Here is a 24,227-nt window from a genome sequence, read left to right as displayed (position 1 = left end):
TGGGTTTAATGGTTTTAGGTCATTGGTCATTACATGAAAACTCATCATCCTACTCCTCAACGGCACATTGAATTCCACCTTCTTTGCAATGTTTATTGACGAATTGATATCTCAGTAATGACGGTAATTGGAACAATAACAATGAAGAAAAATCAAGGACAGGAACTGCGTCTACGTATATGTAGGAAGTAACGAAGAACTAAAAGGAATTAAGAGGAAAGAATGCATATTTATCTTCGAGAATTACATATCACCGCCTTTAGAGGACGAGAATTTAAGTACGTATGTAATTAAGTACATCAAGGATTAATCTGATTGTTGTGGGTAACGACATTAAACCAGGATCATTTGGTGGTGAGTACTCAACAATGTCAACGGCCTTAACCCTGGAATCACCGTAATCAAGAATAGCCTTAGTAATCCTCAAAAGCTCGCTATAACTAAGTCCAAAACCCTCTGGATTACTGACGCCAGGCATTACTGATGGATCAAGAACATCAACATCAATGCTCAGGTGGATCGAACCAGGATAACTATCAATGGCACCCCTCATGAGCAGTCTAAGTTCATGGTTATTCATGGACTTCACATCCCTAGTTGACAATAGTATGGAATTTTCAAGTCTACTCACGAAATTCATCTCCTCCCTGTCATATGATCTAAACCCAAGGAAAACAATCAATTGAGGCTTAACCTGATTAATTAAGTGTCTCACGAATGTTGCATGCGATAAGGATTGCCCTATCGGCCATTCCTCTCTTGAATCCAAGTGAGCATCAACATGTATGTAAATGCCATATGAACCCTGGGATTCTCTAACCGCCTTAGCAACACCAAGACTTAGTGTATGTTCACCACCTATATTGATTACCCTACCCCACGTACTAATAGCGTCCCTAACAACTAGGTTAATCCTCTCCAAATTCCTGTCAATCATACCCTGCAGTAATGATAAATCACCCAAATCACAAATCTTATTAAGTGGATCTATACCCAGGTCCTCCGTAGGTGTAAATTCAAAGTACTGACTCCAGGATCTAATGATGCTGGGTGCAAATCGTGTCCCAGGCCTAAAGCTAACGGTATCCTCCATGGGTATACCAAGTATTGGTATACCACGGCCGCACCTAGGTGTTCCGAAAAGCGTGTATTGAGATGCAACGTAAAAATCAATGTTATTACCCATGGAAAATCGCCTCCTCAATCCTCTCCTTAATAGCTAAAAAACTTGAATATATAACTTCCCAAATACTAACCTTATAATAATTATTATCAGGATCACTGTTAATTTTATCACCAGGTCTAACCACATAAACGTCAACACCAGATCTCCTAAGTATTAAATATGAAGGATAACATAGTGAACCATGAGGAGCTAGTACAATTGTTGCGCCAAGCTCGACACACCTCCTAGCAACTGTTGGTCTTTTATTCGTAGAATTCAGAGCTGGATTAACCTCCTTATGAACCACAACACCATTTTTCACCAGGACTAAATAACGAGCCCTAGAAAATAAGTTAAACGATAAATCCTCATTAACCGTAGTGCACACAATATTATGTTCTCTTTTCATTAATACCAATGACATGCCCCAACACAGCCTTTAAAAGCATTCAGAACAAGTCGTAAAGGTCTCCTCATGAAATAAGTAATACGCATGGATTACTTTACGAAAATCTATTTAAATAAAATAGGCAATAACCACATAGAGCCTATACCTGTCTTGCATTCACGTCATTAGTACGAGGCCCAACGACCCGGCCAAAACCGGGCCGCTGAGCCCCGTACTAATGGTGTGGATGCATGCAGGGGGCAAATCCTTAATTATTTGCTTTATTTATGAGAATATAGAATAAAGGGTTTATAAAAGGCATCTATATCGATATTTTGACCGAATATGAGTGGTTCGACCATTGAAATAACGTTTTTCGGCAGGGGAGGCCAGGGTGCTGTGACTGCTGCGCAGATTATTGCCCAGGCCGCCATTAGGCGTGGCTTATTTGCAAGTTCGTTTCCTGAATACGGTGCTGAGCGTAGAGGCGCACCCGTTAGGGCTTATGTTAGGTTATCTCGAGAACCTGTTCTCGCTAGAGAACCAATTGATAAACCAGATATTTCAGTGGTGTTTGATACGAGGTTATTGAATGTTTTTAATATACCGCAGATAACGAAGAATTATATAATTATTAATGCATTGAGTGTTGATGATGCTAGGCAGTCCATAGGTAAGTTCAGTGGTAAGGTTGTTTATGTGAATGCATATGAAATATCCACTAAGCATCTGGGTAAACCAATAGTGAATACCACAATGCTTGGTGCATTACTTAAGGTGCTTGACCTGGTAGATATAGAGACCGTTAAGAACTTGGTCCTAGAGACGTTCGGCAAGAAGCTTGGTAAATCAAATGTGGAGGCGCTGGAAGAAGCTTATAAGGTGGCTGAGGTGATCGTACTATGATGAAACAACTCACATGGAAGGATTTACCAATTGGTGGCGTTATTGTTGAACCGGGTAATGCGCGTAAGAATCTTACCGGTACTTGGAGGACTGAGAGGCCGGTTATTGACCAAGACGCATGTATTAGGTGTAGGATATGCTGGATGTACTGTCCTGAACCAGCAATACTAGAGTTAAAGAAGCCGTACACTACGAAGTCGGGTAAAAAGTATGATTTGACCTATGAGATTGATTATGACCATTGTAAGGGCTGTGGAATATGCGCCCACGAATGCCCAGTAAAGGCAATAAAGATGGTTTCTGAGGTGGTTGGGTAATGGAGATCGCCAAGACTTTGAGTATTAGGGAGGAGATTGTTAAGGAGCGTGTTGGATTAACATCCAATTACGCCGCTGCCTACGCGGTTAAGGCTGTTGATGTTGATGTTATTGCAGCATATCCAATAACGCCACAAACAACGATAATAGAGAAGTTGGCTGAGTTGGTGGCTAATGGCGAAATAGACGCTGAATATATACCAGTGGAGTCTGAGCATAGTGCTCTTTCAGCGGTGGTAGGTGCGGCAGCGGCTGGTGCGAGGGTATTCACGGCGACGTCAGCTCAAGGTCTTGAATTCATGCATGAGGTTCTTCATATAGCTTCTGGCCTTAGGCTTCCAATAGTCATGGCTGTTCCAGGTAGGGCATTATCAGCGCCAATAAGTATCCATGGTGATTACCAGGATATAATGAATGCTAGAGATTCAGGCTGGATAATGTTAATAGCCTCCACCGCACAGGAGGTTTATGATTCAATAATAATGGCCTATAGAATAGCAGAGGATAATAGAGTCCTAGTGCCAGTTATGGTGTCCTATGATGGATTTCTAATGAGCCACACGACAGAGCCCGTGGAGCTTTACCACGAGGATTACGTGAGGAAGTTCACACCGAGAAACCTAAATAGGCTAAAGCTTGACCCTAGAAAACCAATAACTATAGGCGTTATTGCAAGCCCTGATTGGTACTACGAAATAAAGTACCAAGTAGTCAATGCACTTAAGGAATCAAGGGGAGTCATTAAGGAGATTCATGGTGAGTTTAATAAGACCTTTGGAACAAACTATGACATTGTCGAGAGATACATGCTTGATGATGCGGATTACGTATTAATAACTTATGGAGGAGCATCGAGTGGTAATGCCAAGGAGGCTGTCAGGAGGGCTAGGGAGAGAGGATTAAGGGCGGGTGTTTTAAGGATAAGGCTTTTCAGGCCGTTCCCTGTAGATGAAGTGGTGAGTTCTATTAAAGATGCTAAGATGGTGGCCGTTGTTGATAGGGCATTATCTCCAGGAAGTACGTATGAAGGCCCTGTATTTAATGATGTAGTTACAGCACTTTATAGTAAGGGTATTGAGAAACCCGTGATCTCCGTGGTGCATGGCATTTCTCAAAGGACTATGCTGGCTGATGATTTCTATAACCTTTATAAAACGCTTGATGAGTATGCGAGGACTGGTGAATATCCGAGGAAGACAATATTCCTGGGGTTGAGGGGGTGATGGAGATGAAGGTGTATTTCAGAACAATAAAGGATTTACCTGAGGATGAGTATTTTGGACCTGGACAACTAACCTGCGCTGGATGTGGCCCGTCAATTGCAGTTAGGTGGTTGCTTAAGGCGGCGGGTTCTGATGTAATAGTTGTTAATGCAACAGGTTGTATAGAGGTGACTACAACATCGTACCCATACACTGCGTGGAGTGTACCATATCTGCATGTGGCGTTTGAGAACTCCGCGGCTGCTGCATCGGGTGTAGAAGCTGCTCTTAAGGCGCTTAGAAGGAAGGGTATACTGGATACTAAGGCTAAGGTTATGGTTATTGCCGGTGATGGTGGTACTTATGATATTGGCTTACAAGCCCTTAGTGGTATGCTTGAGCGCGGTCATGGCATACTCTATGTACTCTATGATAATGAGGCATACATGAACACGGGAATACAAAGAAGTGGAGGAACACCGCACTTCGCCTGGACAACAACATCGCCAGTGGGTAGTAAGTTTAAGGGTAAGGTCCAGAGGAAGAAGGACATAATGAGCATAGTCATTGGGCACCACATACCATACGCTGCCACAGCCAACATAGCCTACCCAATTGACTTAGCTAATAAGGTAAAGACGGCATTTGACTACATTGATGAGGGCCCAGCCTTCATACACGTAATAGCACCATGCCCACCAGGCTGGCGCTACCCAGAGGAGATGACCGTGGAAATAGCCAGGCTAGCCACAGAGACAGGCTACTTCCCACTATATGAGTGGGATCACGGCAGAATAAGATTCAACCCACCAAGCAATGCGCACCTCGACAAATCAAGAAGGAAGCCAATAATTGAGTACTTGAAAAGACAGGGCAGGTTCGCGCACTTAACGGAGGAAGATATTAAGGAGATTGAGAAGGAAATCGACGAGTACTGGGACTACCTAGCAAGGCTAGCCAAGGCCTTCGGTTAAAATCATGAATTGCATCCTAATGTCCTTAAAACCACAATTCGCAGATGAAGTCCTAACCGGCCAGAAGAAGTGCGAGGTAAGGACTTTCATGGGAACGATAAGTAAGGGTAGTATAGTCCTTGTTTACTACTCAAGCCCTGTCAGGTTAGTCAGGGGATACTTCATAGCCGGCGACTCAATTATAGTAAGACCAAGCGAGTTAATGAGCATATTAAGCGATAGATGCAGGGACATGCCAAGGAACAACATGATTTACGTAATTACGAAGTACCTAAGATCAAAGAAAAGAATACTAATACTCGACATAACAAACCCAACAATACTCCCAAAGGCAATAACAATAACACAACTAAATGAACTGAACATAAAAATACCAAGAAGTTACGTCAAAATAAACGACAAAACTTGCCAAGAAATAACAGCAAAAGCTTTAAATCGAAAACGCAATAAACAAAAACGCCGGGGTGGCCGAGCTAGGTCCAAGGCGCGGGACTCGAGAATAACGGGCCATCCCGTCCCCGCAAGGGGGCCCGGGTTCAAATCCCGGCCCCGGCACCACATTTGTTGAGGTGGTGTTTTGTGGGTTTTGGTTTTCTATGTGTTGTTGCGGACTTGATTTGCGGTTTGGAGCTGAGGTATTAATCATTGAGTGATGCACTATGTCAATGTAAATTAGTAAGCTGATGATTAATTGCCCAGGTATGCAGGAGGATTTTCAACTTCACTCGACTCACTTTTTATGAACACCCGAAGTAAAAAAAGCCCGCTGTATAAGATATGGGTGGTGGGTATGGGCTTGGGTAACCATAAACGGGTACTAATAATAGTACTAATCATTATTGGCGTTTACGTTTCACTACTTATTTATACCCACGTTGGCCGTACCGTCCTCAGGTTCTCGGGCCCCGGCTATGTGGTTACGTATGTTAGGTATTCCGAGCTTCCCTGGCCCCTAAATATTCTAACTTTCAAACGTAGACTTGTATATTTTAAATCCTCCTTACTTGATGGATCGTATATTCATTAATAATTAATTTTTATAAATTTCTATACGGGTAATTTGTTGGGTGTTTATGTCCTGTAGTGTTTATTTGGATAGGAGTTCTTTTTCGAGTGGTGAGCCTATTTACATTACTCTCATTAACCTGGGCAATACGCCTGTTAATATTGGTTCTTGGTATGTTGTTGACTTAAATGGTAGGGTGGTTTATTCCATTGAGCCTCCTCAGATCATTATTGGTCCAAGTTCCTCATTTGTTATTGTTTGGTTTCAGTTTGATAGTGATGGTAAGCCCGTTGGTAGGGGTAGGTATAGGATTGTTTGGCGTCCTGTAGTTGATGGTAATACCCTTGAGTGCTTTAGTGCTGTTTTTGAAATATCATGAGCTTCTCATTTTCGTTAATAAGTACCTAGATATTGTTATGTATGTGATTGCAAAGATTACCAAAGCCGTGAATGGGTCTACCAGTGGTATTGTTATTATTACCATTATGTAGTAAATAGTGAGTGATATAGCTAGGGCTATAGTTAAGAAGCTCATGATCCACTTAACCAGGTTATTTAAAGCGTAATTAACCTCATTCTTATCAAAACCCCTACTACCGAATTCCTTTATGTATTTCATGTAACTCTTGTATAATTGTGATGATACCAATGAGTACTCAATCATTATTACTAAGCCATTAAATAATTCAGGGTTCTGCAGTGGAATAAGTACTACGTGAAATATGAATGGTATATATCCCTGGGATATTAATGAGATTATTAATGCCAGTATTAATGAGAACCAGGATTCAATGGTTAAATTATTTATGAGAAGACCAATTAACCCTGTCGAGAAAACTATGCCAATTATTATTAAACTAAGTAGTGGACTGCTAGGTATTATCGCTATGAAGGGTATTATAGGGAGTATTAATGATAATGTAATTAGGACTTGCCTCACCCTATAACCACCTGCCTAGGTATGTTGATATTTTAGCGATTAATGAGCCAATACCTTCGCAAGCAGGGTCCCAGGTAATTACCTTAACATTCTTTGGTAATGCTAGGTAAATCTTCGTCCTATTTCTAATAACCCATTGGGCACAAGGCGTTCCTTTTATTAGATTTCTCATTAATATTGTTTCAGGTACTATGTCAATTGCTAAGGCCCTTGTTGGTAATTGATTAATGATGTCGTTAAGCCTACTAATGCTTTCCTTATTCACGTTAGTTACTATAATCAGTGCAGGATCTGTTTCCTGAATTAATCTATATAATGCTAAATCCATGGCATAACCCTTAATGGGTAATGCTCTTATTGTCATTAACTCCCTTAGTAATCTATAGTATTGGGCCATTCCAGAGCTTGGTATTACTCTTGGTCCTATTGGTATTGTCCATAAGCCAACATTGTAACCATACCTAAGTAAAACCCTGCTTAAGGAAAGAACTAGCGATATTCCATATTCAAGGGGGTTTTCCTCCACGGTACCATGCCTCATCCACCAACCCACATCCAGTAATATTATAGTTGTTCTGAGTCCTTCTCTCTCGTACTCATTAACCATGAGTTTATGACCTGGGTTCCTTGCTGTGGCCTTCCAATTAATGAATTTATAGGGATCGCCAGAAACATAGTTCCTTACGGACTTAAACTCCGTGGAATACGGCCCAAGTCTTGACGGTGGGTATCTAGGTAATCCTTGCCTCGGCTTAACTATCCCAAGTACTCTCCTAACTATTTTGATCTTAGGTATGACTTGGACATCCCCCTCTAATTTAATTGAGCCCTTAATTGGTTCATGAATTCCAAGCATATGATAATAAGTATATTCAATACTATCCAGTGAGTAATTGCCTCTTTTAACGGCTCTTAATGTGTATGTAAACTTTCTATTCACGTTACTGAATCCCTTAAAAACCATGTGTACATTATTACCCTTAACCAATTCGAAACCCTCTGCCATGGATGTATTAGGGATTGGTGGCGCCCTAACTATTAATAGACCAAAACCGCCATGTATAATTACATTCAATTCAATATTCAGCTCATCATCCACATACATTACATTCTTATCAGTACTAAGCGATAATAATATTGTTGGCTTATCGCCTAGGCTCAGGGCTATTACTATTATGATTAGTGGAAATAGAACGGAGAGCATGTATGGTTTAGATACCGTTAATGCCGCAATTGCCGCCATTACTATTGGGAGTAATACAAGGAGTAAGGGTATTTTTGAAGTCTCTTTCATTAATAATCACTTAGGCACAGGAATCTTCTCAACATATTCCCTAACAATGTCCTCACCACTAACGCCTTCTAGGGAAACCTCGGGTTTAAGTACTATCCTATGGCTAAGGGCTTCAATAGTAACTCTCTTTATATCATCGGGTATTACGTAGTCCCTACCCTCAATTGCTGCAATGGCTCTACCTATGCTCATTAATGCCATTAAGCCTCTAGGACTAGGACCTGCAAGCACCCTAGGGTCTTTCCTAATTGCATTAAAACTTACTATATACTTCATAACATCATCGCTAACCATAATATTATTCTCTATGAAATCCCTAATAATCAGTAATTCATCACCGCTTAATATAGTCCTTACTTGAGGTGTTGGGTCATTACTACGCCATGAAATTCTTCTCTTAAGTAGTTCAATCTCATCCCTTGGATAACCAAGCCTTATTCTTATCATGAATCTGTCCAGTTGTGCTTCTGGTAGTGGGTATGTTCCCTCGAGTTCAATAGGATTCTGTGTGGCGACTACAATAAATGGTTGTGGAAGCTTAATTGTCTCGCCCTCAATTGTTACTTGGCCCTCCTGCATAGCCTCAAGCAAAGCAGACTGAACCTTAGGAGGAGCCCTATTAACCTCATCAGCAAGGACAAAATTAGCGAATATTGGTCCGAGTACTAACTCGAAGTCACCCTTGTCAGGTCTCCATGCCTTAGTACCTATTATATCACTCGGTAATAAATCAGGTGTAAATTGAATTCTGCTGAATTTAAGACCAAGAACTCTGGCAAGCATTTTTGAGAGGAAGGTCTTACCAATACCTGGGACGTCCTCAATAAGTACATGGCCATTGACGATTATTGACGCCATGATCTTTATTATAACTTCCTCATCACCGACGAAATACCTCATTAACTCATTAATCACGGTCCTAACTTTCTCCGTGACGTAATCAATACCTACCTTACTCATCACTAAACCTACTGGGTTGTAAGAGAGGAGCTAAATTAAGTATTTTTGCTGCTTAATAATTCATTTAGTAATTCGTTAACGAGATTAATCCTATCTCTAATCTCCATCTCAATAATCCTCCTACTGATTTTCCTACACGTTGCTATACTGGAATAGTTAATCAACTTGCTTAATTTATCAATAATATCCTCGTAATCTAACCCATCGTTCGTTAGTTCATGAACTAAATAGGCAATTAATTTATCCTTCTTTCCATTAGCCACAAAATCCTTCACTGCCTCTTCAAAAAGTGAGTATTCCGGTGATGGGACTATCTTAATTTCACGTTTGTGAGCCTCATATAGTTCCTCCTCAACATTCTCTAGTACAGTTAATCCACTGATGTATAGTCTATAACCTGCGTATATTATGGCTACGGAGGCAATGACTATAAAGACAATTAATATGTATGTATTCCATGTGGGGGGTTTTGTAATTGAAAGTAATGAATACAGTAAGCCAATACCGAAAGCCGCAAGAGCTAATGGCCGTGAATTCCCAACAATCCTTCTAACATCAATTCTAGGGCTCCTAATCATTATTACGGGGGTAAGAAGTAGGTAAATAATGGATGTTGCAGCAAATGGGTAAAATAATGGTAAATACACGGCACCAAATAAATACCCTAATCCAAGGAATATGAAGAAGTACGATAGATATCTAAACAATAATTCTGAGTTTCTTTCCTCAACCATACGTCGTGTGGAGTACCTATTTATTATTGTACCAATTATTAATAATGCCAGGAAGTTCATCAGGTAATTAATAACTAATGAATATGCCCTATAATTGAGAACCAGTATTGAGGTTAATCCGCCGATTAATAGGTATATAAATAACGAGGGCGCTACTAATCTTTTGAGAATATCTGCGATAAACGCATTACGATGCTTAACAAAGTCACTAATTAGAATCGTTGTTATTAAGGCCGTTGATGGTAGTATTAATATCATAATTACATAGATACCGACAGATCTTAAAGGAAGTAATAATAGGGTTAATGACGCTAGGATTACATACGTGATTACATACTTAATAAACGATTCATGCCGAGCTTTCACAAACGATCACCCTGGCATTCTTAAAGACCCTGCTTAAAGCCCTAAGGAATTCCTCATAATCATGCCTATCAACATCCTTAAGTCCATACCTTACATCCTCAAATAACTTGATAATCCTATTAATAGAGTCATTGTCATTAGCAATGATTCCTTCATTAATTAACTGCCTAAAGGCTTCTCTAATTGTTACTGAGTTCTTAATGGCGAAATTTCCCATGTTCAATCTAATAAACTTAATAACATCATCCCTATAATTACTGGCCCTAATGAACATCATCTCATTATTATCATTAAGCCTAACACTTAAGCCATAGCAACCTACTGAGGGCATTATTAATGAGCCATCCCTAAGAATTCCTGATCCTGACACTGTTATTACAGGGTTTTCCCTGGCCGCTATAGGTAATGGTATATTAGGGCTCCAAATTAGGGGTAGGTCCTTGGGTATTGGTAGGTCTATTATTGCGCTACCGCCCCAACCGCTCATAGTTCTCACAGTCTCACCAGGCATTAAATCAATACTTTGCAATGAATTAATAAGTTCAGTATTACCCCTGTTGGTGTTCATCTTTAGTTTCATTGCCATGCTCTCATTAATGCCTCTTACCTGTGCATGTTCCTGGGATTCCCTCCTAATGATTGTTAGTGATCCCGTACTAATTATGATTATTGCAATGATTATCACTATTATTATTAGGATTGGTGATATCCTTAGTGGTGTTATTACAGTGTTCGTATATTGTTGATTACTTCCTGAGCCTTCCTGTGAGCCTAAGGTGTCTCGGGCCCCGCCTGTCATTATTGGTTGTGACCTTAAATTCAACTCCAAGTATTTTGTTATATTAATTGGTATGTTTGGCATTATTATTGGCAATGGTATTAGGGGTACATATAATTCTGTACCACTAGTTCCATTAATGCGTTGAGTTATTGTTATGTTTATTGGTGGTAGTGTAATGGCAGGTTGTGGAAGATTTACGTGAATATTTAGTGAGTTAGTTCCCTGTGAGCTGCCTGATTCATTTATCTTAATCAATGTACCTATTGAGGATGTCAATAACCATGATATTAGTAGTCCAATGATTAATACTAAGATGGCCGATTTATTCACATCACTTGCTTAACATCCTTATTTAAAATACTTAGTAGCTCTCTACTTTGCTCAATTCACTAAGTATTTTACCTAGGTTAAGCGTTAGTAATGCTGTACCTATACTAATAAGTAATCCGCCAATTAATGGTGCCTCTATGGTTAGAATACCGACAATACTAATTAAAGCACTAATCCTAGTTCTCGTCACATTGAAATCACCACCCAACCTATAAAGGGCTAGCATACTTAATACAGATCCAAGGACACCCAGGATTAGTGATGCGAAAATTGGTAATGGCAGGTAAAGCGAGAATACTATGAAGTATTTATTGTAGGTTAAGATAAGGGGCTCCAGCATTATTGGTTGAGGAATTAAGGCATTACCTGTAAGTTCATTAGCCATGAGATAGCCCATGTAGGCAATGTTTATGAAGTAGGAACTCGTGGTTATGACAGAACCAATAAACCCAATTAAATACCTCCTGCTGTATCGAGTCAAGTCTCTAAAACCTAATAGCCAGAATAATACTATCAACACGTATGGTATTACCGTGGATATGAGGAGGAAGTATGAAATTATGACGGTGAATACATAAGCAGCCATGGGCGTAATCAATAATGATAAAAATAATAATAACGTTAGAGTAATCGTATCAGCAGATATTATAAGTAATGACCAACGAATATAACTAATTCCGTGCTCCAGGAAGTCAATTGCCATCTCTCCCCAGTATTTTTAAAGGGCGATGCATTTAAAGTATTATTAAAGCTCAATAATAGAACCAACACCACCAAGTCTGGTTGCCTTGGGTAAAGCATTATATAACGCAGCAATGCCTAAAATGCCCGTGCAATGGGTCCCCATGACAACACTAGGTGATTTGCCGACTAAGTAATTAGTTACTTGCTTGATTCTTTCGTCAGGTAAGCCCATGAAGTGTAGACCACCAATAATTGCGTAGAGCTTGTTCAATCCCGTTACTTGAAATCCATACTCCACAATGTTCTCAACTCCTGAATGTCCGCAGCCCGTAATGGTTACTAAACCATTTTGGAGATTCATATAAAGTGCCATATCATCAAGTACTTCATCTGTAACAGCACCGGTATGACTTGGCCCCCACTTCCTCGGTATTTCACCCGAGACCATCACTTCATTGGTTATTCTATAGGGTTCCTTAATCATTACTAAATCCACACCCTTACTCTCCAAGTATTCCCTCGTGAAGTCTACACTTATATCCTCAAGTTTACCACCCTCACCAGTGGCGTAGGCCTTTGTGAATAGATTCATGTGAGCGATCATCTTTATTGGCCTAGACCTGGCGTTTAGGAATGCCTTAACGCCGCCAGTGTGGTCAATGTGTCTATGGCTAATCACTAAGTACTCAGGTTCATTAGGGTCTATGCCCAGTGCTTTCATATTATTTAGTAAGGCTGTTCCTGTAAGTCCTGTATCATATAGTATTCTGTAATCATGTATATACGCTGCGAATCCCCACTCGCTCAGCAGTCTCCTGCTTAATGAGGATAATTGTGTTGCATAATTATCCACAAGTATTGATACTTTCATAGTCAATTCAATAACTAACTTAGTAATTAAGTTTTATCCTATGTATTTATGCATAGTAATATTTATTTTGCAGTTGTTTTTATATATGTTTTATATTGGGTAGATTTTTAAGTTTATGATTTGTTTTTCTTGACATGACGGTTAGTGAAGTTAAGTCCTTTTTCTATGACTTTCAATTAACAATGGATAAGATACTTGACTATGTCGTCACGGCCTTTCCCAATAATGAGATTGTTTATTGGCCTCCAGGTGGTTCTAGGGTTTTGGTTACATTTTCTCAATTTGCCGATAGGGTTCGTAGGGTTGCAGCTGCGTTAATGGACCTTGACCTAAGGCCTGGCAAGGCATGGGAGTTGGGTAGTAAGGTTGCTGTCCTCGAGTGGAATACGCTTAGGTACCTAGATCTCTACTATGCGATCCCGAGTATAGGTGCTGCCTTATTCACAGTCAACGCTATGCTTGCACCTAAGGAGATTATATACACAATGGGTGTTGCAAAGCCTGAAGTCTTCGTAGTAAATATTGATTACTTTGAGCCATTACTAAAGCCCATTCTTGATAATGTAAAGAGTATCAAGGCAGTAATTTACATGAGTGATAGGGGTAAGCAGCCTAGCCAGGATTATGGTGTTAAGATGATTCCTTATGAGGACTTGCTCAAGCATGAACCACTGAGGGAATTCCCTGAGATTGATGAAAGAACACCAGCAACGATGCTATTCACATCAGGAACAACAGGACCACCAAAGGGAGGATATCACACTCACAGAGGTCTCGTATTACACACGTTATCTACCGCATTGGCCGTAAAGAATCCACCAGTGAATGCATCACAAGATGATGTGGCTATAGTTTTAGTGCCCATGTACCATGTGCATGCATGGGGTTGGCCATGGTCAACCATGCTTAATGGCCATAAGAAGGTTGTATATCCAGGACGTTTTGACTGGGGTCACATATTAAGGCTTATTCATGAGGAGGGAATAACCTTTAGTGCCGGCGTTCCGACAATACTCTATAACATACTTAATCATCCAGATTCACCAAAATATGACCTAAGCAGGTTAAAGTTCATAGTCGGTGGTGCCGCACTTCCAGAGGGCTTATTAAAGGCTGCCCAGGCCAGGGGTATGACAGTAATTAGTGGTTACGGTTTAACCGAAACAGCCCCCGTATTAACTATAGCGTACTTAAGGCCTGATCATAAGGACCTACCTCCTGAGAAGAAGAATGAGATTTACCTGAGGACGGGCATCGTGATCCCTCTTGTTCAGTTGCGTGTTGTTGATGAGCAGGATAGGGATGTGCCTAGGGATGGGAAGACGATTGGCGAAATTGCTGTGAGGTCTCCGTGGTTGTTTAGAGAATACATTGGTGATCCTGAGAAGACTAGGAATGCCTGGCGTAATGGCTGGTTCCACACGGGTGATGTGGCTGTCTGGTTCCCTGATAATTATGTCAAGATTGCTGATAGGCTTAAGGACGTGATTAAGAGCGGTGGGGAATGGATACCAAGCCTAAGGCTTGAGGATATAATAAGTACGCACCCAGGTGTTAATCTCGTGGCAGTTGTCGGCGTACCCCATGAGAAGTGGGGTGAGAGGCCCATAGCCATCATAGTGCCTAAGCCCAGTTATGAGAGTAGGTTGACTGAGGATGATATCAAGAACTACCTAATGCAGTTTGTTGAGAAAGGCGAAATACCAAAATGGTGGATACCAGACAAGGTAATATTCGTGAAGGAACTACCACTAACGAGTACTGGTAAGGTTGATAAGAAGATACTTAGGGATCAGTATAAGGAAGTATTAAGTAGGTAAGTGCTTAAATCTTGTCATTCATTAATTTTAATAATGAGAATAGTTTCCTGGAATATTAATGGCTTAAGGAGTATAATGAGGAAGAGTTCACTCGATAAGTTACTAAGTATGGATAATTACGATATGGTCTTGCTTCAGGAAATTCGTAGTTCTGGAGACATACCATTAACAATAATAGGCTTGGGCTATGAGGCATACCCATTTCCTGCCATAAGGAAGGGTTATGCAGGTGTTATGACGTTGACTAAGATACATCCAATCTCAGTTATTAAGGGCATTGGAATTAACGAGTTTGATTCTGAGGGTAGGATAATCACGGTGGAATTCAATGATTTTTACGTAGTTAATACTTACTTCCCAAGAGCTGGTGATGACCTTAGTCGTTTAGACTTCAAACTGTCTTTCTGCGGCGCCATTGAGAAATTCCTAGCTAACCTAAGGAGTAAAAAACCAATTATCATGTGTGGTGATTTCAATATAGCTAGGGATAAAATCGACTCCTCATTTTGGGATGAGAAACACCCTGGACTGACACTTGAGGAGAGGGCTTGGCTTAATCAATTCCTTAAGTCAGGTTATATCGACACATTTAGGGAACTTCATCCAAATGCCAAGGTCTATACATGGCATAGTTACAGGGAGAAATGGAGAGCAATGAGAATTGACTATTGCATAGTTAGTAAGGAATTGATGAGCAAGGTTAGGAAAGCTGAGATTTTAACGAATATAGAGGGTTCTGACCACGTGCCAGTCATGATTGAGGTAAGCACTTAAGCAATAAACCACCACGTAACAATAACCTATACACGAAACATTCATCCTCAGATCCACTACAGTAAGCGCTGCACTTGATTTCATCATTAATTATTTCGCAATTGATTATGTGTTCGTCAACGCCGTATTTATCGATATAACGAACACCAAGCCCATAGACTAATGCAATTAATAAGTAGTCAATGGGCCTTAGCTCATTAACCTTAATTGTTATGCCGTTAACCTCAACATAATAATCAGAACCTCTCTTATAAAACCTTAAGATCACAATGAAATTCGGAAAATTAGTTACTTTTAAAGGGAATTTTACATTACTTGTGCAATTACCTTGAGGTCCAGGGCTTTAAGCCGTACAGTATGTATGCCGTGATTATGGCGCCAATTATCACCGCAATGAAGAATACAAAGCTACTAACAGCCATCTGAAGGTTTCCGCTCAATATGTGCCCGCTAGCACAGCCATTAGCCATCCTAGCACCGAATAGTACTAAGTAAGCACCTATGAATGATGCTAGGGCCCTAAGTCCTGGCGTATTTCCAAACCTATTTCTCCAGATATGGGGTGTCCACGGCTTGAATGCCATGAATCTCCTCGTTATAAACACCGACGATATTAAGCCTCCTAAGAAAGTACCTAAGTCAGAAAATGGCTCCCAACCAATTTCACTAAATGGCTTATCAACAGGTACTCCATTGACTATCTTAAGACCACCAAATAGCTGGAAGTATGGCAGACTAGCTGCGTAGTGTGGATTTAGGAAGTAAAGTATTTGTGACCATATCCATGCGTAGGTCGTTGATTCACCAAATATTTGCCTAAGCACAATCACAGCAACGGCGACCAACGTAAAGTCGAAAGCCAGTGCAAATATTATCCTTGACGAACGAGGCTGCTGTACAGACACAGCCTCAATGACATAACCAGGTATCTTGGGGTAATCCTCCCTAAACTCGCTAATCTCGTCCTCAAGAGGCATAACCTCCTTGGTCTTACCCGTAAGATGCAGTACACACGCCTTACCACCCTGTCTCCTCGGCACAAACAGCCACATGCTAATCATTAATATGCCGAATACTATCGCCACTATAAGTTCGTCAACCTTCGTTGATAAGCCAAAGAGGGTAGGCCACGTTATTGGTCCGAAATTAAGGGTATCCCAGAAGAAGTACCTAGTTTGCCCAAATATTAGTGACCAGGTCAAAGCACCGAGTAAACCACCAATTACTGCGTAAACAGCGTCCCTCCTACCCTGGCCAAGAGCTATCCAAATTGTCCCTGGGAAATAACCAGCAATGGCAACACCAATACCGAAGATCAAACCGCCAATTACCACTCCAGGTACAAAGAATGCCTTAATGCCCCAGTGTAACACGGGAATAAACAAGTTCAATGCATAAAGTAGTATTGCACCCACACCAATTACCAAACCAAAACATACCATCAAAAGTCTATCCTTTAGAGTAATAGCCCTAATTATGACATCTGGATTAGAGAAGTCCCAAATTTCTAAAGGTATTGATAGAAGTATTCCGGCAAATATACCAACCCATAGAGGGGCCAGATATATGTGATAAACTAACTGCATAATGACACCGCCTATTAACATTGCTAATGCGCCTAGGAGTAGTATTGATGCAACTATCCACATAGGTCTTAGGCTTGGAGTACCCACCTGGACCTTTAGGTAATTGTTGTTACCCATATTGGTCATAAGAGTGCTGTTTTAGCCTATATTTAAAGACTTTTTGTTCAAAAATTTGACATTAACAGTAAAGTTTCTACTTCATACTCACGATAGAAGTGTTTTAATATGCTTTTTCTACGGTTTGTTCAATGCCGACTTTCAAACTCGTGCTTAGTGATCCAATGAGTGGGAGGGCTAGGCAGTTGGAGGTTAAGGATCCTGTTGTCCAGAGGTTTGTGGGTTTGAGGATTGGTGATGAGGTTGATGGTGGGGTAATAAAGGAAGTCTTTGAGTTACCGCCTGGCTTTAAGATTAGGATTACAGGTGGTAGTGGCGTTGATGGTGCTCCAATGTTACCAAATATTGATGGTGCTGTTAAGAAGTACTTGCTAATGCGTGAGGGTGTTGGTCATCATCCTGAGAAGCGCGGTATGAGGAAGAGGAAGCTTGTTAGAGGTAACACGATAAGTGATCAAATAGTCCAGGTAAACGCAGTCCTTGTATACCCGAAGGATTGGAAAGAGGGGCCGGTCATATTATTCGGCGACAAGGAACTCCAGAAACTAAGCGGTGGCGAGCAGAAAGCTGAGGAAAAACAACAGTAAAAACTGCTTTAGTTTTTATTTACTAGCATTTGTTTTCTTTATTTAAGGAAAATAGAAAATAATACATTAAGGTCTATGGCATGAATATAATTTTTATAGATGAAATAATACCTTATTATATTTGTCTTATTTGTTGTTTTTGTTTTTCGTTTCTTTTTCGTTTTATTCTTATGATTCTTTCTAAAGCGATATATTTATAAACCCGCGTTACAGACTAGACAACGTATGGTTAAGCTAGAGGACCTGGCAAAGAAAGAATATGAAGTAGAGTATGAGGGGAGCAAGTACAAGCTTAAGCCAACGAAGGTTTGGAAGGTTCAGCCTAAGGGTAGGAAGGGCTTTGTAATGGCGTTGTTCAGGCTTCCCACTGGTAAGGTTGTTAGGAAGGTTGTGGCTAAGGTTGATGAACAAGGAAATATAATGGCCTAATAATACAATAACATTACATCTGCCTCAAAAATTAAAAATCAATTATTTCCAATTTCTACGAAGGGATTCGCATGGATCTTATTAAACTTAGGATAAATGTTGCAGGTTACGATGAATTAGTGCAACTAATGCTGAGCTGCACTAAGTGCGACCTGCATACAACGAGAAAGAGGGTTGTCCCTGGTGAAGGACCTTTAAATGCCAGGATCATGATAATTGGTGAGGCACCGGGCGAAAAGGAGGATGAGGAGGGTAGACCATTCGTTGGTGCTGCTGGCCAGTTATTAACTAAGTTACTAAGTAACGTGGGTATTAGGAGGGAGGAGGTCTATATAACGAACATTGTTAAGTGCAGACCACCTGGTAATAGAGATCCTGAACCTAATGAGATTGAGGCATGTAAACCTTACTTAATTACTCAAATATTTATGATTAAGCCCCAAGTGATTATTTGCCTTGGAAGACATAGTGCCAGGGAGATCCTCGTGATGGCTGGTTATCCGGAGAAATCAGTATCGAACATAAGTAGTATTAGGGGTAAGGTGTTTAATGTAAGACTTGGTGATCTGAATGTTAAGGTGCTCCCAACATATCATCCAGCTGCTGCTCTGTATAATCCAAAGCTCAGGGGTGTTATTGAGGATGATTTAAGGAAGATTAGGGCAATAATTAATAAGGACAAGGGAGGCGGTATACTTGATTATTTAGGTTCATAGGGTTCCATTAAGTATTCTCCACAGTCCTCTTACATACCCAGCCAGGTACGGTAAGGTGATTAGTGTGTTTATCAATTCCACATGCATTATGGAGAGAATTAATGCGGAAATTACTAAGATTGTCATTAAGTATTCTGGGAATAAATTAATGCTTTCCTTGGTCCATTTACGGGAGCCCTTTGGTGTCGGTATCCATTCAATCCTACCAATATTAAATAAACCCATTAAATTTGCAATGGCTATTTTAGGTAGGGCCATTATGAAGGCCAAGTTAGCACTATTTACTGCAAATGCATCCTTAAGGGGATTACCACCGTATTCCTTATCGAGACTGAGTAGGGAGTATAAATACATCGATAATGACGGTACTATGATTATCAATAACGCGACAAATGCCCACAATGGTATGCTCATGCCAATAATATCCATTATTATAAGTATTAATATTGATATTAGTTGAAGAACGTAGGCAAAGTACTGACCTAAATAAAGAGATACTGTGATGCCATGCCTTTTACGTAAAACCCGCCAAAGATATTTTCTAATAACTCTACCCACACCAAAACTCCACCTAAGTTGTTGTTTAAGAAAGCCGGTATAATTAACGGGAACCTCCACTTCAATGAATGCGTTATCAGCATACATAATCCTTAATTCATTAATAAAAAACCTCACACTAAGTTCTACGTCTTCGAGAACATCCTCAGGCCAATAACCAGTTTTCCTTAGGGCACCAATGCTCACCAAGGAGCCACTACCAAGTACTGGTACCCAGTTAATTAAATTATCAAGAGCCTTAAAAACCCTGAAAAAGAGTAAGTAGCCAATCCATTGACCACGTGCCAGTAGTGAATCGTTCTTATTACTGGCAATCCAATGAGGGACAACAGCGCTTGCTGAATCAACGTAACTAATAAGCTCGGTAATAGCCTCATTATTAAGTATTGAATCGACATCGAGTACCAGCATATAATCATCATCACTAAGCCCCAATCTCTTAATTACGTAATTTAATGCGCCACCCTTATATCCACTCGGCTTTTCCCTATGAATTACCCTAAATCCATACTTACTTCCTAACGTCCTTATAATGCTTATGGTTTCATTATCATAATTATCAAGAATGTAAATTACGTTAAGCTCCATACGTAAGGAAGATAGCCTCTTCATTGAGAGTTCTATTAAGTCAAGTGGTTCGGATTTAACAGGGATCACTAAAAATATCCTTTTCATGATACTTGCGTGTTCATTATTTGGTTTATTTTTGTGATTATTGGTCCTTGTCTTAATAATGATTAATTGATATATTATCGGGTAAAATGACATTATCGTTATTACGAGATACATTATTACGATTATTACCCTGTAATTAATGACCATTATGCGGGCATTATAATAATAACTTAATAATTTATCCTCTTTGTTTTTATTTCAACTTTTTATATCACTTAGATCCAGAATGACATCTATATGTATATTCTTATCCCTTAATTTCTCAATCCATGACTTGCTCATTGAAATAAGTACAGATACACCTGCAAGCCTAGCCCCTGCATTATTTATTATTTCAATCAATGCACTTAATGTTCTTCCTGTCCTAACAATGTCATCAACTATCAAAACATCATCACCCCTCTCAAGTAAATGTCTCGGTAGGTATAGGGATACTCTACGTGGTGGTGAGTCAACTATGTAACTAACTTCGTAAAAATCCTCAGAGGCAATATCCTTATATTGCTTAGCAATGGCTAACTTAGCATTTAACGCGTAGGATGCCATTACCGAGAGAGGTATTCCATCAGTCGCTGCAGTTAATACCTTATTTATTGGTAATTCCGAGAATGTATCCTTAATTCTTCTTTGATAAAGTCTAAGGATGTGCGGATTAAATAAAACGTTATTTAAATCGACAAATCCATCCTTAACAATGACATTCTTCCTCAAAACCTCAGTTAAATCAAGCATTGGTTTCAGTTTTTCCTTTATTACATTTACCGTATCCAATGATGGTAATAAATCACCATTCGCATACCTACAGAGGAGACTCTCTGGTATTTCCAGTATTTGTGATAATTCTCTATATGATAAATCATAAATAGACTTAGCAGTATTTATTAGCTCAACAGCTTCCATCTGTTCATCAACCTTAGCAAGTCTCCTACCTAACCGCATTTAATTAATTATTTAAACAATTGTTTAAAAAGTTAATTGGTAAAATGCTCCATAGATCATATAGTCACGATAAAGTTAAGTATATTACTAATGGTCATGTAGTGAAAGGTTTTTATTGGAAAATAGTTATTTATTTAATGTATGAGTAGTGAGGAGAGAAGGGAGGAAACGGGGGGTGAGGAGGAGATTGAGAGAGGAGGTGTATCGGCGGAGCTCGTTAAGGGTAATATTCTGAAGATTAAGTGGGTTACGGGTAAGACATCGGCTGCAAGACTATTTGGCAAGTACGGTAGGGAAGGTAGACCTGACTTCTTTAGGCTTCTCTTTGGAGCTATTGGTGGTAGCCTTAGGTCACAATTCCCTGAGGATAAGGCGAACGAATTATTTAATAATATTAGGAATTCCCAGGGCTTTAAGGATTCGTTGAATGAGGTCTTTGAGTCAATGAAGAGGTGGTTCTTTGATGAGGTGGTTCCTAAGTATCAGCTTGAACGTGGCGATGTTTTTGTAGTATCAACAACGCTCGAACTTAACATCAATACGGGAGAGCTTAAGTGGAATAAGGAGTCTACCCAGGTTATTTATTGGATAAGGAGTGATAGGGTTGCTGAGAAGTGTAAGGAGCTTGGTATTACAGTAGGAGCTGGCTCTGAGGAGATTGATAGGCTGAGGAGGGAGAGAGATGAATTAGCAGGTAAGGTTAAGGAATTAACGAATGAGAATAATAGGTTAAAGGTCGAGAATGAAGAATTAAAGAGAAAGCTCGAAAGTATTAAGAAGGTAATTGGGCTGACCTAACCACCATAATACCCAATTAAAACTCCATAACCAACAACATCACCCACATTAACAGACCTTACCAAGTCAAAATCACTCTCACTCGATGGTAGTAACTCCCTGTTTAAGGCCAGGACTATTATTACGTACTCATGCGGAGGACCAGGTGGTGGACATGGCCCACCATAACCAACCTTACCAAAATCATTAATGCCCTGGTAACCAATGCCAGGAACGTAGTATTGAGCTGGGATGCCCTGAGGCAATTCCGTTATATTGGGTGGCGCGTCATAAAGGACCCAGTGAATGAAGACACTACCAGGTGCGTTGAGATCCTCCATTATTACCATGAGGGATTTAGCATTGCTTGGTACATTACTTATGTACAGTGGTATTGAGTAATTTAGGCCACTGCACGTGTAATTAATAGGTATTTGGGAGCCATTGCTGAATACTGAGCTCACGATTATCCTAGGCACATTCGTTGGAACCTTAACGAGGCCTATTATTATGTAGGACTCCTCATGCCTGGTTGGTGCTATGAGTAGGACCACCATTACTATGGCTATGACGAGAATCAACGCGGTTATTACGTACCCAATCCTCATATTCATATAAACCATGCTTAAAAATGCTTAATAGGTTTTGTTGCTTCGTAGTGGTGCATGCCTGTAATTACGTTTAAGCGAAGTGACCTGGAGGGTTTACTGGGCAAGTACTTTAGTGGTGATGAGGAGCTTATTGCGGCGTTGAATAGGCTTAAGGGTGAGGTTGAGGGAGTCTCCGGCGATGATGTGACGTTTGAGGTTACTCATGATAGGCCCGACCTATTTTCTGTGGAGGGCATTGCAAGGGCATTAAAAGGTTTGTTTAAGGTTGAGGTTGGGCTTCCTAAGTTTAATGTTGTTAATAATGGCTTTAAGCTCATCGCTGAGGAGGTTCCTAATAGGCCGTACATAATGATGGGTATTGTACGTGATTTAAGACTCAGTGATGAGGCCATTAAGCAGATGATCCAGCTTCAGGAGAAACTTCATGCAACCTATGGTAGGGATAGGAGGAAGATGGCCATTGGGTTTTATGACGCTGATAAGATTAAGCAGCCACTCACGTATAGGCTTGAGAGACTTGATGCAATTAAGTATAGGCCATTGGATAGTGATAGGGAGATGAGTGGTTCTGAGGTTGTTGAGAGTACCGAGAAGGGTAGGTTATACGGTAAGTACGCAGTTTATGATGGTAAGGCGCCAATACTAATTGATTCCGAGGGTAAGATACTCGTGATAATACCCGTACTTGGTAGTGAGGATTTTAAGGTTACGGAGAGGACTAGGAACGCGTTAATAGACGTTACTGCCACGGACTTAAAGCTTGCTAAGTCAATACTCGCCGTTTTAGTCTATAACTTGCTTGAGAGGAGTTCATCAAAGACCGTTGAGATTGTTAATGTAAATGCGCCATGGGGTAATCTAGAATCTCCCATGCTTAATCCTATCGAATTTAAGTTATCTATTAATTTCGTAAATGAGTACTTAGGCCTTAACCTAAGTAAGGATGATATAGTGAATTACTTATTGGCATCTAGGCATGACGTTATTGATTACGGGGAGGAATTAATCGTTAAGATTGCTCCATATAGATTTAACGTACTTCACTCTGTTGATCTTGTTGAGGATATTGCCGTGGCCTATGGTTATGAAAATATACCAAGAGAATTACCTTCACAGCCTATTAAGGGTGCAAGGGATGGGTTAAGTGTTTTTACTGACTTTGTAAGGGATTTAATGATTGGTCTTGGTTTTCAAGAGGTTCTTAATTACATGATGAGTAATAAGGATGTCATGATTAGGAGGACAATGAATCAGAGGGAGCTTGTTGAGGTTGAAAATCCCAAGTCTGAACTTTACACGGTTATTAGGGACCACATATGGCCTCAATTAATGGAAGTTGCAGCAAGAAATAAAGCCCTCATTGAGGGTATACTCAAAATATTTGAGGTTGGTTATGTCATATCGCCAAGTCAGAATAGTGAGGTTGGGGTTAAGGAGGACCTGGTACTTAGCTACCTCATTAGCGGTCCGGAGATAACGCTTACAGATGGACTCTCCGTGCTTAAGTCATTAATGGCAAGTCAAGGCATTAATTATCTGCCTAAACCATGTGAGAATTCATCTGGTTTAATTGAAAGGACGGCCTGCATTTATGTTGGTGATAAAAATATTGGTTTTATAATGGAGTTAAGGCCTGATGTAATAGTGTCATTTGGTCTTGAGTATCCAGTTGTTGTAAGTGAAATTAGACTTAGTGAAATTATGGGATTATGATAGGGAA

At 40.1% G+C, this 24,227-nt stretch carries 26 protein-coding genes and 1 tRNA gene; 13 read left to right on the top strand and 14 right to left on the bottom strand.

Annotated features, from left to right (window positions below; genetic code table 11):
* Window positions 1-274 precede the first annotated feature (274 nt).
* Window positions 275-1,186, bottom strand: coding sequence for an arginase family protein (locus ACP5L5_RS00675; protein ID WP_428760905.1), 912 nt, complete (start codon window positions 1,184-1,186; stop codon window positions 275-277).
* The gene (locus ACP5L5_RS00670) at window positions 1,179-1,589 is read right to left on the bottom strand and encodes a hypothetical protein (protein WP_428760903.1); all 411 of its coding nucleotides are present in this window, start codon (window positions 1,587-1,589) and stop codon (window positions 1,179-1,181) included. The genes ACP5L5_RS00675 and ACP5L5_RS00670 overlap by 8 nt, the downstream gene beginning before the upstream one ends.
* A 309-nt stretch (window positions 1,590-1,898) precedes the next feature.
* Here ACP5L5_RS00670 and ACP5L5_RS00665 point away from each other — a divergent pair, with 309 nt between their 5' ends.
* From ACP5L5_RS00665 to ACP5L5_RS00640, 6 genes are all read left to right on the top strand, one after another.
* Entirely contained in the window at window positions 1,899-2,459 is a 561-nt protein-coding gene (locus ACP5L5_RS00665; protein ID WP_428760901.1) for a 2-oxoacid:acceptor oxidoreductase family protein, read from the top strand.
* On the top strand, window positions 2,459-2,776 hold the full coding sequence (locus tag ACP5L5_RS00660) for a 4Fe-4S binding protein (RefSeq protein WP_148224789.1): 318 nt from the start codon (window positions 2,459-2,461) through the stop codon (window positions 2,774-2,776). Before ACP5L5_RS00665 ends, ACP5L5_RS00660 begins: the two co-directional genes overlap by 1 nt.
* On the top strand, window positions 2,776-3,999 hold the full coding sequence (locus ACP5L5_RS00655; RefSeq protein ID WP_428760900.1) for a ferredoxin oxidoreductase: 1,224 nt from the start codon (window positions 2,776-2,778) through the stop codon (window positions 3,997-3,999). The genes ACP5L5_RS00660 and ACP5L5_RS00655 overlap by 1 nt, the downstream gene beginning before the upstream one ends.
* 5 nt (window positions 4,000-4,004) lie before the next feature.
* On the top strand, window positions 4,005-4,952 hold the full coding sequence (gene porB / locus ACP5L5_RS00650; RefSeq protein WP_428761162.1) for a pyruvate synthase subunit PorB: 948 nt from the start codon (window positions 4,005-4,007) through the stop codon (window positions 4,950-4,952).
* 458 nt (window positions 4,953-5,410) lie between these two features.
* Window positions 5,411-5,510, top strand: a tRNA-Ser gene (locus tag ACP5L5_RS00645).
* Window positions 5,511-6,025: 515 nt separating this feature from the next.
* Window positions 6,026-6,337, top strand: a complete 312-nt coding sequence (locus ACP5L5_RS00640; RefSeq protein ID WP_428760899.1) for a hypothetical protein — start codon at window positions 6,026-6,028, stop codon at window positions 6,335-6,337.
* Here ACP5L5_RS00640 and ACP5L5_RS00635 read toward each other — a convergent pair.
* From ACP5L5_RS00635 to ACP5L5_RS00605, 7 genes are read right to left on the bottom strand one after another with little or no spacing between them, the layout of a single operon-like run.
* Window positions 6,332-6,898 carry a hypothetical protein gene (locus tag ACP5L5_RS00635; RefSeq protein ID WP_428760897.1) on the bottom strand — a complete coding sequence of 189 codons (567 nt, stop codon included), beginning with the start codon at window positions 6,896-6,898 and terminating at the stop codon, window positions 6,332-6,334. The two genes, ACP5L5_RS00640 and ACP5L5_RS00635, sit on opposite strands and share 6 nt — an antisense overlap.
* A gap of 1 nt (window position 6,899) precedes the next feature.
* Window positions 6,900-8,192, bottom strand: coding sequence for a DUF58 domain-containing protein (locus ACP5L5_RS00630; protein ID WP_428760895.1), 1,293 nt, complete (start codon window positions 8,190-8,192; stop codon window positions 6,900-6,902).
* 6 nt (window positions 8,193-8,198) lie between these two features.
* Entirely contained in the window at window positions 8,199-9,152 is a 954-nt protein-coding gene (locus ACP5L5_RS00625; protein ID WP_428760893.1) for an AAA family ATPase, read from the bottom strand.
* Window positions 9,153-9,187: 35 nt separating this feature from the next.
* The gene (locus ACP5L5_RS00620) at window positions 9,188-10,252 is read right to left on the bottom strand and encodes a hypothetical protein (RefSeq protein ID WP_428760892.1); all 1,065 of its coding nucleotides are present in this window, start codon (window positions 10,250-10,252) and stop codon (window positions 9,188-9,190) included.
* Window positions 10,236-11,363, bottom strand: a complete 1,128-nt coding sequence (locus tag ACP5L5_RS00615) for a DUF4129 domain-containing protein (RefSeq protein ID WP_428760890.1) — start codon at window positions 11,361-11,363, stop codon at window positions 10,236-10,238. Before ACP5L5_RS00615 ends, ACP5L5_RS00620 begins: the two co-directional genes overlap by 17 nt.
* Before the next feature lie 31 nt (window positions 11,364-11,394).
* Window positions 11,395-12,066, bottom strand: a complete 672-nt coding sequence (locus ACP5L5_RS00610) for a hypothetical protein (RefSeq protein WP_428760888.1) — start codon at window positions 12,064-12,066, stop codon at window positions 11,395-11,397.
* 42 nt (window positions 12,067-12,108) lie between these two features.
* Window positions 12,109-12,918: an MBL fold metallo-hydrolase gene (locus ACP5L5_RS00605; RefSeq protein WP_428760886.1), complete on the bottom strand. Its 810-nt coding sequence runs from the start codon at window positions 12,916-12,918 to the stop codon at window positions 12,109-12,111.
* 134 nt (window positions 12,919-13,052) lie between these two features.
* On the opposite strand from ACP5L5_RS00605, the gene ACP5L5_RS00600 reads away from it, so the two are divergent.
* A complete protein-coding gene (locus ACP5L5_RS00600; RefSeq protein ID WP_428760885.1) occupies window positions 13,053-14,738 on the top strand; it encodes a long-chain-fatty-acid--CoA ligase in 1,686 nt (561 codons plus the stop codon).
* Between the two features lie 33 nt (window positions 14,739-14,771).
* Window positions 14,772-15,512 carry an exodeoxyribonuclease III gene (locus ACP5L5_RS00595; protein WP_273303419.1) on the top strand — a complete coding sequence of 247 codons (741 nt, stop codon included), beginning with the start codon at window positions 14,772-14,774 and terminating at the stop codon, window positions 15,510-15,512.
* On the opposite strand, the gene ACP5L5_RS00590 is transcribed toward ACP5L5_RS00595, so the two are convergent.
* On the bottom strand, window positions 15,490-15,780 hold the full coding sequence (locus ACP5L5_RS00590) for a hypothetical protein (protein WP_083805461.1): 291 nt from the start codon (window positions 15,778-15,780) through the stop codon (window positions 15,490-15,492). The genes ACP5L5_RS00595 and ACP5L5_RS00590 overlap by 23 nt on opposite strands.
* A 55-nt stretch (window positions 15,781-15,835) precedes the next feature.
* Window positions 15,836-17,215, bottom strand: a complete 1,380-nt coding sequence (locus tag ACP5L5_RS00585) for a YeeE/YedE thiosulfate transporter family protein (protein WP_428761160.1) — start codon at window positions 17,213-17,215, stop codon at window positions 15,836-15,838.
* A 131-nt stretch (window positions 17,216-17,346) separates the two neighbouring features.
* Between ACP5L5_RS00585 and ACP5L5_RS00580 the strand changes: the two genes are divergently transcribed.
* From ACP5L5_RS00580 to udg, 3 genes are all read left to right on the top strand, one after another.
* Window positions 17,347-17,802 (top strand): 30S ribosomal protein S6e, encoded by a 456-nt coding sequence (locus ACP5L5_RS00580; protein WP_048056812.1) that lies wholly within the window; start codon window positions 17,347-17,349, stop codon window positions 17,800-17,802.
* 225 nt (window positions 17,803-18,027) lie between these two features.
* On the top strand, window positions 18,028-18,231 hold the full coding sequence (locus ACP5L5_RS00575; RefSeq protein WP_013603742.1) for a chromatin protein Cren7: 204 nt from the start codon (window positions 18,028-18,030) through the stop codon (window positions 18,229-18,231).
* 71 nt (window positions 18,232-18,302) lie between these two features.
* Complete coding sequence (gene udg / locus ACP5L5_RS00570; protein ID WP_428760883.1) at window positions 18,303-18,947, top strand: type-4 uracil-DNA glycosylase; 645 nt, start codon at window positions 18,303-18,305, stop codon at window positions 18,945-18,947.
* On the opposite strand, the gene ACP5L5_RS00565 is transcribed toward udg, so the two are convergent.
* Together ACP5L5_RS00565 and ACP5L5_RS00560 are read right to left on the bottom strand one after the other, a co-directional pair.
* Window positions 18,942-20,327, bottom strand: coding sequence for a glycosyltransferase family 2 protein (locus ACP5L5_RS00565; protein WP_273302261.1), 1,386 nt, complete (start codon window positions 20,325-20,327; stop codon window positions 18,942-18,944). The two genes, udg and ACP5L5_RS00565, sit on opposite strands and share 6 nt — an antisense overlap.
* Window positions 20,328-20,378: 51 nt before the next feature.
* Window positions 20,379-21,119, bottom strand: coding sequence for a phosphoribosyltransferase family protein (locus ACP5L5_RS00560; RefSeq protein WP_013603745.1), 741 nt, complete (start codon window positions 21,117-21,119; stop codon window positions 20,379-20,381).
* Between the two features lie 141 nt (window positions 21,120-21,260).
* Between ACP5L5_RS00560 and ACP5L5_RS00555 the strand changes: the two genes are divergently transcribed.
* Complete coding sequence (locus ACP5L5_RS00555; RefSeq protein WP_013603746.1) at window positions 21,261-21,917, top strand: transcription factor; 657 nt, start codon at window positions 21,261-21,263, stop codon at window positions 21,915-21,917.
* On the opposite strand, the gene ACP5L5_RS00550 is transcribed toward ACP5L5_RS00555, so the two are convergent.
* Window positions 21,914-22,510: a YbhB/YbcL family Raf kinase inhibitor-like protein gene (locus ACP5L5_RS00550; RefSeq protein WP_428760882.1), complete on the bottom strand. Its 597-nt coding sequence runs from the start codon at window positions 22,508-22,510 to the stop codon at window positions 21,914-21,916. The two genes, ACP5L5_RS00555 and ACP5L5_RS00550, sit on opposite strands and share 4 nt — an antisense overlap.
* 51 nt (window positions 22,511-22,561) lie before the next feature.
* Between ACP5L5_RS00550 and pheT the strand changes: the two genes are divergently transcribed.
* Window positions 22,562-24,220 carry a phenylalanine--tRNA ligase subunit beta gene (gene pheT / locus ACP5L5_RS00545; RefSeq protein WP_428760880.1) on the top strand — a complete coding sequence of 553 codons (1,659 nt, stop codon included), beginning with the start codon at window positions 22,562-22,564 and terminating at the stop codon, window positions 24,218-24,220.
* Window positions 24,221-24,227: the final 7 nt, after the last annotated feature.

Origin of the sequence: Vulcanisaeta sp., assembly GCF_049966235.1 — an archaeon.
Classification (GTDB): domain Archaea; phylum Thermoproteota; class Thermoprotei; order Thermoproteales; family Thermocladiaceae; genus Vulcanisaeta; species Vulcanisaeta moutnovskia.
The sequence above is the reverse complement of the archived record's forward strand: the minus strand, read 5'-3'. Positions and strand labels throughout refer to the sequence as shown.

Bases quoted from the DNA above. Each gene is read 5' to 3' on its own strand.
- ACP5L5_RS00655 (WP_428760900.1), top strand. From the start codon at position 2,776: ATGGAGATCGCCAAGACTTTGAGTATTAGGGAGGAGATTGTTAAGGAG.
- ACP5L5_RS00610 (WP_428760888.1), bottom strand. From the start codon at position 12,066: ATGGCAATTGACTTCCTGGAGCACGGAATTAGTTATATTCGTTGGTCA.
- ACP5L5_RS00560 (WP_013603745.1), bottom strand. From the start codon at position 21,119: ATGCGGTTAGGTAGGAGACTTGCTAAGGTTGATGAACAGATGGAAGCT.
- ACP5L5_RS00565 (WP_273302261.1), bottom strand. From the start codon at position 20,327: ATGGTCATTAATTACAGGGTAATAATCGTAATAATGTATCTCGTAATA.
- ACP5L5_RS00665 (WP_428760901.1), top strand. From the start codon at position 1,899: ATGAGTGGTTCGACCATTGAAATAACGTTTTTCGGCAGGGGAGGCCAG.
- ACP5L5_RS00630 (WP_428760895.1), bottom strand. From the start codon at position 8,192: ATGAAAGAGACTTCAAAAATACCCTTACTCCTTGTATTACTCCCAATA.
- ACP5L5_RS00585 (WP_428761160.1), bottom strand. From the start codon at position 17,215: ATGGGTAACAACAATTACCTAAAGGTCCAGGTGGGTACTCCAAGCCTA.
- ACP5L5_RS00600 (WP_428760885.1), top strand. From the start codon at position 13,053: ATGACGGTTAGTGAAGTTAAGTCCTTTTTCTATGACTTTCAATTAACA.
- udg (WP_428760883.1), top strand. From the start codon at position 18,303: ATGGATCTTATTAAACTTAGGATAAATGTTGCAGGTTACGATGAATTA.
- ACP5L5_RS00675 (WP_428760905.1), bottom strand. From the start codon at position 1,186: ATGGGTAATAACATTGATTTTTACGTTGCATCTCAATACACGCTTTTC.
- ACP5L5_RS00625 (WP_428760893.1), bottom strand. From the start codon at position 9,152: ATGAGTAAGGTAGGTATTGATTACGTCACGGAGAAAGTTAGGACCGTG.
- ACP5L5_RS00595 (WP_273303419.1), top strand. From the start codon at position 14,772: ATGAGAATAGTTTCCTGGAATATTAATGGCTTAAGGAGTATAATGAGG.
- ACP5L5_RS00580 (WP_048056812.1), top strand. From the start codon at position 17,347: ATGCCGACTTTCAAACTCGTGCTTAGTGATCCAATGAGTGGGAGGGCT.
- ACP5L5_RS00640 (WP_428760899.1), top strand. From the start codon at position 6,026: ATGTCCTGTAGTGTTTATTTGGATAGGAGTTCTTTTTCGAGTGGTGAG.
- ACP5L5_RS00605 (WP_428760886.1), bottom strand. From the start codon at position 12,918: ATGAAAGTATCAATACTTGTGGATAATTATGCAACACAATTATCCTCA.
- ACP5L5_RS00575 (WP_013603742.1), top strand. From the start codon at position 18,028: ATGGTTAAGCTAGAGGACCTGGCAAAGAAAGAATATGAAGTAGAGTAT.
- porB (WP_428761162.1), top strand. From the start codon at position 4,005: ATGAAGGTGTATTTCAGAACAATAAAGGATTTACCTGAGGATGAGTAT.
- ACP5L5_RS00670 (WP_428760903.1), bottom strand. From the start codon at position 1,589: ATGTCATTGGTATTAATGAAAAGAGAACATAATATTGTGTGCACTACG.
- ACP5L5_RS00660 (WP_148224789.1), top strand. From the start codon at position 2,459: ATGAAACAACTCACATGGAAGGATTTACCAATTGGTGGCGTTATTGTT.
- ACP5L5_RS00550 (WP_428760882.1), bottom strand. From the start codon at position 22,510: ATGAATATGAGGATTGGGTACGTAATAACCGCGTTGATTCTCGTCATA.
- pheT (WP_428760880.1), top strand. From the start codon at position 22,562: ATGCCTGTAATTACGTTTAAGCGAAGTGACCTGGAGGGTTTACTGGGC.
- ACP5L5_RS00555 (WP_013603746.1), top strand. From the start codon at position 21,261: ATGAGTAGTGAGGAGAGAAGGGAGGAAACGGGGGGTGAGGAGGAGATT.